The organism is Roseateles sp. 22389 (assembly GCF_052044995.1).
In the GTDB taxonomy this organism is placed as follows: Bacteria; Pseudomonadota; Gammaproteobacteria; order Burkholderiales; family Burkholderiaceae_C; genus Roseateles.
In genome coordinates, this window is sequence record NZ_JBQEOF010000003.1 from 71,775 (window position 1) to 84,897 (window position 13,123).

Below are 13,123 nucleotides of genomic sequence, written 5' to 3' on the forward strand. Positions count from 1 at the left end.
CTGTCCGTCGATGCCCGCCGTGTTCCGCGATTCCCGAGCCGTTTTCCGCCTCGCCGGTGCCTCCGGCCTGCCCGCCCTGATGCTGGCGGCCGTGCTGGCCGCCGCGCTGACCGCGCCCGCGGTGCTGGCTCAGACCGTGCCGCCCAACCCGTCCCCCGGCCCGGTGCCGACGCCCGCCGCCGACCAGGCGCAGCGGCCCAAGCTGGCGCTGGTGCTGTCCGGCGGCGGCGCGCGCGGGCTGGCCCACGTCGGCGTGCTGAAGGTGCTCGAGCGCGAGCACATCCCCGTCGACATCGTCACCGGCACCTCGATGGGCGCCATCATCGGCGGGCTCTACGCGAGCGGCATGTCCGCCGAGGACCTGGATCGCGAGCTGTCGAGGATCGCCTGGGACCGGCTCTTCGCCAGCCGCGTCGATCGGCAGGACCTGTCGCAGCGCCGCAAGGAGGAGGACTTCGAGTTCTCCGCGACGATCGAATTCGGCCTGCGCGACGGCGAGGTGCGCGTGCCCACCGGCACCCTCTCCAGCCGTGGCCTGGAGGCGCTGCTGCGCCGGCTGACGCTGCCGGTGCGCAACGTGCGCCAGTTCGACCGCCTGCCGACGCCCTTCCGCGCCGTCGCCACCGACATGGAGAACGGCCAGGAGCGCATCCTGGCCGAGGGCGACCTGGCGCTGGCGCTGCGCTCCAGCATGAGCGTGCCCGGCGTGTTCGCGCCGGTCGAGTGGGAAGACCGCATCCTCGGCGACGGCGGCCTGGTCAACAACCTGCCGGTGGACGTGGCGCGCGAGATGGGCGCGACGCGGCTGATCGCCGTCAACGTCGGCACGCCGGTGGGTGGGCGCGAGACGCTGAACTCGCTGATCGGCCTGACGGCGCAGATGATCAACATCCTGACCGAGCAGAACGTGCAGCGCTCGATCGCCAGCATGTCCGCCGGCGAGGACCTGCTCATCACGCCGCAGCTGGGCAAGCTGACCTCGGGCGACTTCGACAAGGCGCGCGACTTCATCCGCGCTGGCGAGGAGGCGGCCCAGGCGCTGCTGCCGCAGCTGCGCGCCTATGCCGTCGACGACAAGACCTATGCCGACTGGCAGTTCGCGCGCATCGGGCTGAAACCGCCGGCCGTCGTGCTCGCGGCGGTCAAGCTGGAGGGCTCGGACAACACCAATCCGGAGCGCTTCCGCAGCCAGCTCGAATCGAAGCCCGGCCAGGTCTTCAACAACGAGACGGCCGAGCGCGACATGCGCTTCCTCTCCTCCAGCGGCGACTACAACCGCGTCGACTATCACGTCGAGCAACGCGCCGACGGCGAGACGCTGGTCTTCAACATGGAGGACAAGCCCTGGGGGCCGAACTACTTCCGCGTCGGCATGGACCTGTCCACCGACTCGGGCGGCGACAGCTTCTTCAACCTGCGGCTGAGCCACAACCGCCACTGGCTGACCAGCAAGGGCACCGAGTGGCGCAACCAGATCACCATTGGCGAGACGCCGCGGCTCTACACCGAGCTCTACCACCCGCTCGGGCTCAAGCTCGGCGTGGCGGACGACTGGTTCGTCAGCGCCTGGGCCGAGGCCAACCAGCGCAAGCAGATCGTCTATGACGACAACGACCCCGACAACGCCAGCCTGGGCCAGGCGCGGCTGGTGCGGCGCGACGGCACGCTGGGACTGGACGTCGGCCAGCCCTGGGGCCGCTGGGGCGAGGTGCGGCTGGGCGTGATCAGCCAGGTCCGCCATGCCAAGCCCGACCTGATCACCGTCGCCACGCCCGCGATGGGCAAGCTGCGCTGGACCAGCTACGAGCGCGGCTTCCGCCTGCGCACCGTCGTCGACCAGCTCGATTACGCCAACTTCCCGCAGCACGGCTACCGCTTCACCGTCGAGGCCCAGGGCGGCCGCCAGGACAACCGCAACCTCAGCAGCGGCCGTTTCCTGCGCCTGAACATGGACGGCAACATGGTGCGCAGCTTCGGCGGCCACACCGTCAGCCTGTACGCGCGGGCGGTCGGATCGCAGCAGCCGGACGACACCGGCCTGGGCGGCTACACGCTGGGCGGCTTCCATCAGCTGTCGGGCTACAACCCCAACCAGCTCAGCGGCAACTCGCTGCTGTTCACGCGGGCGACCTACTACCGGCGACTGAACGACCAGCCCTTCCTGTCCCGCGGCTTCTTCGTCGGCGGCACGCTCGAGGCCGGCAACACCTGGCTGTCGCGCCGCGACATCAACATCAAGGACCTGCGCTACGCGAGCAGCGTGTTCCTCGGCTCGGACACGGGGCTGGGTCCGTTGTACGTGGGCATCGGCTACGCGCCGCGCGGCGGCACCGCGCTCTACGTGTTCATCGGCCGGCCCTGATCGGGCTCGGCGTCGGCGTCGGCGTCGGCGTCCTCATCGGGGTCGGCATCGGCATCGGCGTCCTCATCGTCCGATCGCAGCACCGGCTCGCGGTGGGCCCAGTCGTAGAGCACCTCGGCCACGTCCTCCAGGCCCTGCTTGCTGAGCGCCGAGAACAGCGTGATGCCGATGTCCGCGTCCTCGGTGGCCAGCACGCCGATGTCCTTCTCGACCTGCGCCAGGACGGCGGCGCCTTCCTTGCGGTTGAGCTTGTCGGCCTTGGTCAGCACGATCAGCAGGCTGACCTCGCCGGCGGTGACGCGGTCGGAGACGAACTCCAGCAGCTGCTTGTCGAGGTCGGTCAGGCCCAGCCGCGAATCGACCATCAGCACCACGCCCGACAGCGATTCGCGCTCGCTGAGGTAGTCGGCCATGACGCGCTGCCAGCGCAGCTTGGCGTCGCGGGCGACCGCGGCGTAGCCGTAGCCCGGCAGGTCGGCGAACAGCGCGTCCGGCGCGTCGCGCGGGCCCACCGCGAACAGGTTGATGTGCTGGGTGCGGCCCGGCGTCTTGGACGCGAAGGCCAGGCGCTTCTGCTGCGCCAGCGTGTTGACCGCCGTCGACTTGCCGGCGTTGGAGCGGCCGACGAAGGCGATCTCCGGCAGCTGGCGCGGGGCCAGGTCGTGCGCGAGCGCCTCGCCCTCGCTCGCCAGCGCGGAGCCGGCGTCGCCTTCGGGCGCGCCGACGTCGGCGTCGTCCAGGAATTCGTCGAACTCGTCGGCGCCCGCGGCCTCGGCGCGGGCCTGGGCCTCGGCGGGCAGCACGCCGTTGACGGGCAGATGCTTGAGCTGGCTGGCGGTCGTCAGGAAGCGCGCGGTGTGCGTCCACGCCAGCGCGCGCTTGCCGGCCGTCAGCGGTTCGGTGCTGGCCGGCTTGACCGGCGGGGGCAGGCCTTGCGCCTTGAGCTTCTCGTTGGCCTTGGCACGCGCCTTGGCGGCGGCACGCTGGCCGGTCTTGCCCGGACCGGGCTTCTTCTTCGGGCCCACTGCGCGTCCCGCACCACGGCCTGCGGGTTTCCCTGGGGCCGCGGGAGCGGGTTTCTTGTTGGAATCGGTCATCGCGCTGCGGGGCTCAAAAGAGGTGCCATTGTAAGATCCCACGGTTGCGCTCACCCAACCCTCAACAATTCATGAAGACTGCCGCTTTCTTGTTGTCGAGTATGGTTTTGATGTCCGGCGCCGCCAACGCCGCCGAACCGCAAGCAGCCACCAAGCCCGATCTGACCAAGGGCCAGGCCATCAGCTCTCAAGTCTGCGCCGCCTGCCACACGGCGGACGGCTCCCGCGGCAGTCCCGCCAATCCCATCATCGCCGGCCAGCATGCCGACTACCTGGCCAAGCAGCTGCACGAGTTCAAGTCGGGCAAGCGCAAGAACGCGGTGATGTCGGGCATGGCCGCGCCGCTGTCGGATGCCGACATCCGCAACGTCTCGGCCTTCTACGCCAGCAAGGGCGCCAAGCCCGGCTTCGCGAAGAACAAGGAACTGATCGCCCTGGGCGAGAAGATCTACCGCGGCGGCATCGCCGACAAGCAGGTGCCCGCCTGCGCCGGCTGTCACAGCCCCAACGGCGCCGGCATCCCCGCGCAGTACCCGCGCCTGGGCGGCCAGCACAGCGACTACACCGAGGCCCAGCTGACCGCGTTCCGCGCTGGCGGCCGGCCCAACAGCCCACAGATGCTGGCCATCGCCGCGAAGATGAGCGACCGCGAGATCAAGGCGGTCTCCGACTACATCGCCGGGCTGCGCTGAGCGGCCGTCTCCGCCACGCCCCGTTCGGGGCAGGTGCCGACGAACGAGGCCGGTGATCCGATCACCGGCCTTCGTTTTTGCCGGCCCTCGCCCGATTCGTCGTTCCGGGCAACGAGAATGCCGGCCATGACCGAGAAGTCCCCCGACCGTCCCCCCCGGCCCGCCGCCCAGGTGGCGGCCCGTGTCGCGCTCGACGACGCGATGGAGCTGCTGGCGTCGATGCGTTTCGCGATCGCGCTGCTGACGGTGATCTGCATCGCCTCCGTGATCGGCACGGTGGTGCAGCAGCAGCAGCCGATGACGAACTACGTCAACCAGTTCGGGCCGTTCTGGTCGGAGCTGTTCGGCAAGCTCGACCTCTACACCGTCTACAGCGCCTGGTGGTTCCTGCTGATGCTGGGCTTCCTGGTCGTGTCGACCAGCCTGTGCATCGCGCGGCACACGCCCAGGATCCTGCGCGACCTGAAGACCTACAAGGAGACGATGCGGGAGCAGTCGATCCAGGCCTTCAAGCTCAAGGCGCTGGGCTACCTGCACATGAATCCGGAAGCGGCGCTGGGCCAGATCAACGCCTGGCTGGCGGCCGAGGGCTGGAAGGCGCGCGCGCAGGTGCGCACCGGCGGCGTGATGATCGGCGCGCGCAAGGGCGCAGCGCACAAGATCGGCTACCTGGCGGCGCACTCGGCCATCGTGCTGATCTGCCTGGGCGGGCTGCTCGACGGCAACCTGATCGTGCGCGCGATCATGTGGGCGCAGGGCAAGCAGATCTACCAGGGCGCCGACCTGAACCAGATGACGGCGGTCAACCGGCTGGGCACCTCCAACCCCAGCTTCCGCGGCAACCTGTTCGTGCCCGAGGGCAGCCGCTCGTCGACCGCGCTGCTGTCCATGCCCACCGGCGTGGTGGTGCAGGATCTGCCCTTCGACGTCGAGCTGAAGAAATTCATCGTCGAGTACTACGCGACCGGCATGCCCAAGCTGTTCGCGAGCGACATCGTCATCCACGACCGCCGCGACGGGTCGTCGACGAAGGCGACCGTCAAGGTCAACGAGCCGGTCACCTACCGCGGCGTCACGCTCTACCAGAGCAGCTTCGAGGACGGCGGCTCGGGCATGAAGCTCAAGCTGCGCTCGCTGCAGTCGCCGCACGACACGCCGCTGGACGCCAAGGTCAACGGCACCACGACGCTGACGGTGGACGGCGAGTCCTACGGCCTGGAGTTCACCGGGCTGCGCGTCATCAACGTCGAGAACTTCGCCAACGACGGCAAGGACCAGGCCGGCACCGACGTGCGCAAGGTCGACCTGGTGGGCCGGCTCGAGCAGCACCTGGGCTCGGGCGCGAACGTCAGCGACCGCAAGACGCTGCGCAACGTCGGCCCGTCCTTCAGCTACAAGCTGCGCGACGCCAGCGGCCAGGCGCGCGAGTACAACAACTACATGCTGCCGCTGGAGCTGGAGGGCCACCGGGTCTACCTGCTCGGCGTGCGCGACACGCTGGCCGACAACTTCCGCTACCTGCGCGTGCCGGTGGACAGCAAGGACAGCATGGAAAGCTGGCTGGCGCTGCGCCGCGTGCTGGCCGATCCGGCGCAGCGGCTGCTCGCGGCGCGGCAGTACGCGCTGGGCGCCAGCCCGCCCGACAAGCCGGCGATGCAGGCGCAGCTCGAGGCCACGGCGCTGCGCACGCTGACCCTGTTCGCCGGGGCCGAAGGCCTGAAGGCCGATGCGCCCGCGCAGGGCGCGGCGCTGGGCGGCCTGCCGGCGCTGTCGCAGTTCATCGAACGCGAGGTGCCCGAGCCCGAGCGCGCCCGCGTGTCCGAGGTGCTGCTGCGCATCCTCAACGGCAGCCTGTTCGAGCTGCACAAGCAGGCCGAGGAGCAGCTGGGCCGTCCCAAGCCGACGCCCGGCGACGCGACGCAGGCCTTCATGACGCAGGCGGTGCTGTCGCTGTCGGATGCGATGTTCTATCCCGCGCCGGTCCTGATGCAGCTGGACGACTTCCAGCAGGTCCAGGCCAGCGTGTTCCAGGTGACCCGCGCCCCTGGACAGACCCTGGTCTATCTGGGCGCCGTGTTGCTGATCGTCGGCGTGTTTGCGATGCTCTACGTCAAGGAGCGGCGGCTGTGGCTGTGGCTCGAGGCCGCGCCGGGACGCAGCGAACAGACCCGGGTCCGCATGGCCCTGTCCAGCAACCGCGATTCGCCCGACCTGCCCGTCGAATTCCAAGCGCTCAAGCAGCGGCTGCTGCATGAGGAGGCCTGACATGAACAGCACCTACTCCCCCGCCGAGTCATCGGCCCTGCCCTCGCAGCTGCCGGGCGCGCACGAGGCCACGCCGCAGCGCTCGCTGGTGATCGGTCGGCGCGGCTACTTCCACGGCCGCAATGCGTTCGACTGGATCTTCGCGGCGCTGGTGCTGGTCGGCGCGGGCTTCGCGTTCAGCCGCTATCACGCGTCGATGGACGTCTACGAGAAGGGCATCCTGGCCGGCGCGGCGCCAGCGCTGATCGCGCTGGGCTGGTTCTGGCGGCCGCTGCGGCCGCTGTGCCTGATCGTCGGCGCGGCCAGCCTGTTCGCGATCCAGCTCTACCTGAGACAGACCGACGACTTCGGCGCCGACCTGGCCGCGGCCGACAAGGTCTTCTTCCTGAAGTACATGCTGTCCAGCCAGAGCGCGATCCTGTGGATGAGCGTGCTGGTCTGGATGAGCACCCTCTTCTACTGGCTGGGCTTCTTCCAGAAGGCCGGCGGCCACAGCGCGGCCGAGGCGATCGGCACCCGGCTGGCCTGGGGCGCGGTGGGCATGGCGCTGATCGGCACGATGGTGCGCTGGTTCGAAAGCCACCAGATCGCGCCCGACATCGGCCACATCCCGGTGAGCAACCTCTACGAGGTCTTCGTGCTCTTCACCTGGCTGACGACGCTGATGTACCTGTACTACGAGCAGCGCTTCGCCACGCGCGCGCTGGGCGCCTACGTGATGCTGGTGGTCAGCGCGGCGGTCGGTTTCCTGCTCTGGTACACGGTGGCGCGCGAGGCGCATGAGATCCAGCCGCTGGTGCCCGCGCTGCAGAGCTGGTGGATGAAGATCCATGTGCCGGCGAACTTCATCGGCTACGGCAGCTTCGCGATGGCGGCGATGGTGGCGCTGGCGACGCTGCTCAAGACCGCGACGCCGCGCGCGCTGGTGATCGGCCTGATCGGCGTGCCGGTGGGGCTGGTGGCGGTGCTGCTGGCCTTCCGCTTCGGCGCGAACGTGTCGCCGGAGCTGGCCGCCGGCCTGAACGGCTGGGCCGGCAAGATGGCCGGCGTGGCGGTGTTCCTGGCGGCGAGCGTCGCGCTGCGCGGCCCGCTGACGGCGCGGCTGCCGGCGCTGTCGACGCTGGACGACCTGGCCTACAAGGCGATCGCGCTGGGCTTCGCCTTCTTCACGATCGCGACCATCCTGGGCGCCTTCTGGGCCGCCGAGGCCTGGGGCGGCTACTGGAGCTGGGACCCGAAGGAAACCTGGGCGCTGATCGTCTGGCTGAACTACGCGGCTTGGCTGCACATGCGGCTGATGAAGGGCCTGCGCGGCGTGGTGAGCGCCTGGTGGGCGCTGATCGGCCTGCTGGTCACGACCTTCGCCTTCCTGGGCGTCAACATGTTCCTGTCGGGCCTGCATTCCTACGGCACGCTGTAAGGCGGCACGGGCACGATCGAGGGCGGCGTCGGGCGAGGAGTCCACGCCGCCCTCCTTCTTTCGAGGTAGGCCGCGCCACGCGCCGGGTCCCCTCCGGGTCCTGAACGAGGGGACTTAAGCGCGATCTCATGAAATCCGGCGGCGGGCGGCGTAAGGTGCGAGGCTTCCCTCCCCCGAAGGTCTGCCATGCATTTCCACAAGCCACGCGACGGCCAGCGCATCCCCGCTTCCGAGATCACGCCCCGCGAGGTCCACGACGCCCGCCGCGACTGGCTGAAGACGGCGGGCGCGCTGGGCCTGACCGGGATCGGCCTGAGCGGCCTGTCCGCAGGCGTCCAGGCCCAGACGGCGGGCCCGGGCAAGCTGGCGAAGCTGCCCGGCGCGAAGAGCGCCGTCGCGGGCGCCACCGTCATGGAGAAGCTGACCGCCTACAAGGATGTCACGTCCTACAACAACTTCTATGAGTTCGGCACCGACAAGTCGGACCCGGCGGAGAACGCCCACACGCTGAAGCCGCGGCCCTGGTCCGTGGTCATCGAGGGCGAATGCGCCAAGCCGGGCCGCTTCGGCCTGGAGGACCTGCTCAAGGTCGCCCCGATGGAGGAGCGCGTCTACCGGCTGCGCTGCGTCGAGGGCTGGTCGATGGTGATCCCGTGGGTGGGGTACTCGCTGTCGGAGCTGCTGAAGAAGGCGGAGCCGACCGGCAAGGCCAGGTACGTCGAGTTCACGACGCTGGCCGACAAGGCGCAGATGCCGGGCGTGCGCTCGGGCGTGCTGGACTGGCCCTACGTCGAGGGCCTGCGCATCGACGAGGCGATGCATCCGCTGACGCTGATGGCCTTCGGCCTGTACGGCGAGGTGCTGCCCAACCAGAACGGCGCGCCGCTGCGGCTGGTGGTGCCCTGGAAGTACGGCTTCAAGTCGGCCAAGTCCATCGTCAAGATCCGCTTCGTCGAGAAGCAGCCGGTGAGCAGCTGGACCAAGGCGGCGCAGCAGGAATACGGCTTCTATTCCAACGTCAACCCGACGGTCGACCACCCGCGCTGGAGCCAGGCCACCGAGCGCCGCATCGGCGAGGACGGTCTCTTCGCCAAGCGCCGCCCGACGCTGATGTTCAACGGCTACGAGGCGCAGGTCGGGCAGCTGTACGCCGGCATGGACCTGAAGAAGAACTTCTGAGCGCGGCGCGCCGCCCGGCCCCGCCACGACCACCGGACGCCGCCGCCGGCCATCGCCATTGCATCCACCGATGACCTCCGTTCCCCCTTCCACCGCTGCCACGTCCACCTCCGCGACGGCGCCGGCTGCCGCGCGCCGCGCGCCGGCGAAGCGTCATCCGCTGCTGCATCCGGCGGCCAAGGTCGTGCTCTTCCTGCTGTGCCTGCTGCCGCTGGCCTGGTACGTGTTCGGCGCCTTCACCGAACGGCTGGGCGCGAACCCGGCCGAGACACTGATCCGAGGCCTGGGCGACTGGGCACTGCGCCTGCTGTGGATCACGCTGGCGGTGACGCCGCTGCGCACCTGGACGAACCAGCCGGCGCTGGCGCGCTTCCGCCGGATGCTGGGCCTGTTCGCCTTCTTCTACGCCAGCCTGCACCTGCTGGCCTACGGCTGGTTGGACAAGGGGCTGGACCTGGCCGACATCCTGCGCGACATCGCCAAGCGGCCCTTCATCCTGATGGGCTTCACCGCCTGGCTGCTGCTGGTGCCGCTGGCGGCGACCTCGTTCAACCGCGCGATCAAGGCACTGGGCGCGCCGCGCTGGCAGGCGCTGCACAAGCTGGTGTACGCGATCGCGATCGTCGGGCTGATGCACTTCATCTGGATGCGCGCCGGCAAGAACAACTTCGCCGAGCCGCTGGTCTACGGCTCGATCCTGGCGGTGCTGCTGGGATGGCGGGCGTGGCGGCGGCTGCGCCGTTGACAGAGCCCGCGGGCGACAGGCGACGTGCTCGCCGCCACACCACCCCACACCGCCACGCCGCCGCCCACCGATTGAGCGGCCTTGCAGGCGAGCGCCGCTCGCTCATGCCGCTGAACTCGAGGAGTTGGCCGCCACGCGTTGCGTTTGCGTCGCGCGCCCACCCCAGGATGGGGGAAGGCGGACAGCGCCCCGCAAGGTTTCGTCACAACTCGGACAGAATCGCGCGATTCCGAAAACAGTGGATGGACGGTGCGCGCGATGGGATGGGAGAAATGGGGAGCCGCAGGGCTGCTGATGCTGGCGGCCGCGGGAGCACAAGCCGCGACCTATCGATGCACCGCGCCGGATGGCTCGGTGCAGTACGCGGACCGGCCCTGCGGCCAGACCGCCGCGCCCATCGCACCGACCGTCGGGGGTGTGGGGCCGTCGCGCTACCAGCCCCCACCGCCCAGAACCTCCTCGCTGAACACGACCGCCGCTCCGAGGGCGCCTGAGTACGCCGTCCATCTACCGCCGGACTGCGCCCAGTTGGAGGAGGCGTCGCGCACCGCGTATCAGCGCGGCCTGCGCGGAGACACGCTGCGGAGCGTGCAGAACGATTTCGAGACCAAGTGCGAGGTTCAGCGCCGCCGCGCGCAGGAGCGCGTGTCGGAGGAACGGAACGAACGCGAGCGCCAGTACCGCGATCGCCGGCAGGAAGAGCGCAAGGCCGAGGATGAACGCGGCAAGACCGCGCAGCAATGCGACCAGATGCGCTCGGTCATCGCTGATCGCCGTGCGGCCGTCGCGACGATGGATGCCCGCCAGAAAGAGCTGCTGCACACGCTGCAGGACCAGTACAACCGCAGTTGCCTGGATCGACGCTGAGGTCGACTCGGGCGGGCGACCTCGGCGCCCCGTCGCGCTGCGCCGCTTCGCTCAGGGACTGCCGACCGTCCGCAGCAGGTCGGCCAGACGCTCCGGCCACACCGTCGCGGGGGTGGACGCGAGCTCCGCAGGCGACCACCAGCGGTGGTCCGCCATCACCTCCTGCTCCAGCGTCGTCCAGCCCTCGCGAGACAGCCGCCGATCGGCGACGCGCACGACGAAGAAGCGCTCCTGCGCCCACACGCGTTCGCCGTCGGGCAGCAGCAGTTCGAAGTCGCGCGATGCGATCGCCGGGCCGATCTCGCGCACGACGATCCCCGTCTCCTCGCGCAGCTCGCGGATCGCGGCCTCGGCGAAACTTTCGCCATCCTCGACGCCGCCGCCCGGCGTCGCCCAGAAGTCCTGACCCGCCATCGGGCCAGTCTTGTGCACGAAGCGGAAGAGCAGCACATGGCCCTCAGGATCGAGGACGAGCAGTCGCGCCGAAGGGCGGCGTCGCATCGAGGCCGGCGGAACGGTCGAATCGGTCGGGGCTGTCGGAGCGGTCATGGGCGGCGATTCTCTGCGCAGCGCGCCTACCGTGTCCTCCGGCCTGTGCGTGCCACACGCCGATACTCGCGCGATCGCCTCTCCTTCACGCGACATGACCGACGACGCCAAGACCGACGACCTCCGTGAGATTCCCGCTTCCGCGCCTTCGCTGCCACCGTCGCTGGCCGGGGCGCTTGCCGGCCGCGAGTGGCACCGCAATCTGGTCGGCGAGGCCGGCGCCCTCGTGCATCGGCTGCGGCGCGAGGGCTCGCCCGATCTCTACCTGAAGCACGGCGATGGGGAAGCCGCCGCGGCCATCGTTGATGAGTTCGCCCGGCTGCGCTGGCTCAGCGGGCGCTGGCCCGTGCCGGCGGTCGCGCATTTCGAGGCGACCGGCGGGACCGCCTGGCTGCTGACGCAGGCCCTGCCCGGCCGCACCGCCTACGAATGGCTCGAAGCGGCGCCCGATCGCGCGCCGGCGATCGTCGCGTCGATCGGGCGCTGCCTGCGCCGCCTGCATGCGCTGCCGGTGGAAACCTGCCCGCTCAACGCGAGCCACCGCCTGCAACTGGACCTCGCCCGCCAGCGGCTTGAGGCCGGGTTGATCGACGCCGACGACTTCGACGACGCGCGCCAGGGCTGGGCGCCCGAGCAGGTGTGGCGCGCGCTCGGCGAGCTGCTGCCGCTGGAGGAAGACCGCGTCGTCAGCCACGGCGACTTCTCGCTCGACAACCTCCTGATGAGCGCCGAGGGCGAGGTGGCCGGCGTGATCGACGTCGGTCGCGCCGGCATCGCCGACCGCTATCGCGACCTCGCGATCCTGGCCAACTGCCTCGATGAGTTCGGTCCGTCGCTGGGCGAGGTCTTCTTCTCGGCCTACGGCCTCGCCACGCCGGACGCGCGCAAGCTCGAGTTCCATCTGCTGCTGGACGAGTGCTTCTGAGGCCGCGGCGCGCCGTCGCCGCCCCTGCCTCCGGCTGAGCCGACCTATACCAACGCAGGATGTCGGCGGCCGCGTCGCGCTCCTACCCTTGCGCCCGGGGTCGACGCTCGGCGCGCGGCCCGCAGGACCGAGTAGAAAGGACGCCCGCCGTGTTCCATGCCGCCTTCGCCCGCATCCAGGTGCGGGTCGCCCATTCCGACCCCGTCGTCGCCGCCGGCCTGGCCAGCCTGCTGTCGCGCGAGGGGGACATCGACGTCCTCGACGACCGCATCGAGCTGCCCGGCGTCGCGCGCGCGGGCCGACGGACCGACGTCGTCATCGCCGACTACGCCCGCGCCATGGCGCTGGCCGCCCTGCGCGCCAGCGACGACGCCGACCGCGCGACCGGCTCGGGCGAGACATCCGCGCCGCGGGTGATGGTCCTCACCGCCCACGACCGCGAACAGGACGTGCGCAGCGCGCTGGAGGCCGGCGTGGACGGGTATGTCGAGCTGGGCTGCGCGTCGCAGGAACTGGTGGCCGGCGTGCGGCACCTGGCGCGCGGCTCGCGTTACCTGAGCGCGCTCGCCGCCCGGCGCGTCGCCGACAGCATGACGCGCTGCCGCCTCACCGGCCGCGAGCGCCAGGTGCTGCGCCTGGTCGCCGACGGCAAGAGCAACAAGGCGATCGCGCTGGCGCTGGACATCTCGGCCGGCACGGTGAAGACCCACATGAAGGGCATCCTGGGCAAGCTCGCCGCCGCCACCCGCACCCAGGCGGCCACGATCGCGCGGGAGCGCGGCCTGCTCACGGCCGACAGCGCGGTGCTCTGAGCGCGCGGGCCGTTCGGGAGATCCGACCCGGTCGGCCGTGACACGCGTCACCGGCTGGCGCCCCGTCGCGTCCGCGGAAGGCCCCCGATGGCGGTTTCCGGCGCCCATCCGGGATAATCCCCGGTTTGCTCGGGATGGCGGACGCCGCCTCGCCGGGCCCGGGCCGGGCTGACCGGCCTCCCTGCGCCGGCGCCCCGCCGGCCGACGCCA

11 protein-coding genes are annotated in these 13,123 nt (G+C 70.4%); 9 read left to right on the top strand and 2 right to left on the bottom strand.

Annotation, left to right across the window (positions count from 1 at the left end; translation table 11 throughout):
- Positions 1 to 19: 19 nt before the first annotated feature.
- On the top strand, positions 20 to 2,362 hold the full coding sequence (locus tag ACTJKJ_RS05330) for a patatin-like phospholipase family protein (protein ID WP_343602613.1): 2,343 nt from the start codon (positions 20 to 22) through the stop codon (positions 2,360 to 2,362).
- Here the strand turns inward: ACTJKJ_RS05330 and yihA are convergent.
- Complete coding sequence (yihA, locus tag ACTJKJ_RS05335) at positions 2,338 to 3,054, bottom strand: ribosome biogenesis GTP-binding protein YihA/YsxC (protein ID WP_440819967.1); 717 nt, start codon at positions 3,052 to 3,054, stop codon at positions 2,338 to 2,340. The genes ACTJKJ_RS05330 and yihA overlap by 25 nt on opposite strands.
- A 515-nt stretch (positions 3,055 to 3,569) precedes the next feature.
- On the opposite strand from yihA, the gene ACTJKJ_RS05340 reads away from it, so the two are divergent.
- The 6 genes from ACTJKJ_RS05340 (at position 3,570) to ACTJKJ_RS05365 (ending at position 10,627) form a co-directional block, all read left to right on the top strand.
- A complete protein-coding gene (locus ACTJKJ_RS05340) occupies positions 3,570 to 4,151 on the top strand; it encodes a c-type cytochrome (RefSeq protein WP_404932364.1) in 582 nt (193 codons plus the stop codon).
- 126 nt (positions 4,152 to 4,277) lie between these two features.
- Positions 4,278 to 6,416: a cytochrome c biogenesis protein ResB gene (locus ACTJKJ_RS05345; RefSeq protein ID WP_440819805.1), complete on the top strand. Its 2,139-nt coding sequence runs from the start codon at positions 4,278 to 4,280 to the stop codon at positions 6,414 to 6,416.
- A gap of 1 nt (position 6,417) precedes the next feature.
- Positions 6,418 to 7,836: a c-type cytochrome biogenesis protein CcsB gene (ccsB, locus tag ACTJKJ_RS05350; RefSeq protein WP_440819806.1), complete on the top strand. Its 1,419-nt coding sequence runs from the start codon at positions 6,418 to 6,420 to the stop codon at positions 7,834 to 7,836.
- A 186-nt stretch (positions 7,837 to 8,022) separates the two neighbouring features.
- A complete protein-coding gene (gene msrP, locus ACTJKJ_RS05355; RefSeq protein WP_091720610.1) occupies positions 8,023 to 9,015 on the top strand; it encodes a protein-methionine-sulfoxide reductase catalytic subunit MsrP in 993 nt (330 codons plus the stop codon).
- 70 nt (positions 9,016 to 9,085) lie between these two features.
- On the top strand, positions 9,086 to 9,760 hold the full coding sequence (locus ACTJKJ_RS05360; protein ID WP_440819807.1) for a sulfite oxidase heme-binding subunit YedZ: 675 nt from the start codon (positions 9,086 to 9,088) through the stop codon (positions 9,758 to 9,760).
- A gap of 294 nt (positions 9,761 to 10,054) precedes the next feature.
- A complete protein-coding gene (locus tag ACTJKJ_RS05365) occupies positions 10,055 to 10,627 on the top strand; it encodes a hypothetical protein (protein ID WP_440819808.1) in 573 nt (190 codons plus the stop codon).
- 51 nt (positions 10,628 to 10,678) lie between these two features.
- On the opposite strand, the gene ACTJKJ_RS05370 is transcribed toward ACTJKJ_RS05365, so the two are convergent.
- Entirely contained in the window at positions 10,679 to 11,176 is a 498-nt protein-coding gene (locus tag ACTJKJ_RS05370; protein WP_440819809.1) for an NUDIX hydrolase, read from the bottom strand.
- Between the two features lie 94 nt (positions 11,177 to 11,270).
- Between ACTJKJ_RS05370 and ACTJKJ_RS05375 the strand changes: the two genes are divergently transcribed.
- Entirely contained in the window at positions 11,271 to 12,101 is an 831-nt protein-coding gene (locus tag ACTJKJ_RS05375; RefSeq protein ID WP_440819810.1) for an APH(3') family aminoglycoside O-phosphotransferase, read from the top strand.
- A 149-nt stretch (positions 12,102 to 12,250) separates the two neighbouring features.
- Positions 12,251 to 12,913 (top strand): LuxR C-terminal-related transcriptional regulator, encoded by a 663-nt coding sequence (locus ACTJKJ_RS05380; protein ID WP_297390103.1) that lies wholly within the window; start codon positions 12,251 to 12,253, stop codon positions 12,911 to 12,913.
- Positions 12,914 to 13,123 lie beyond the last annotated feature (210 nt).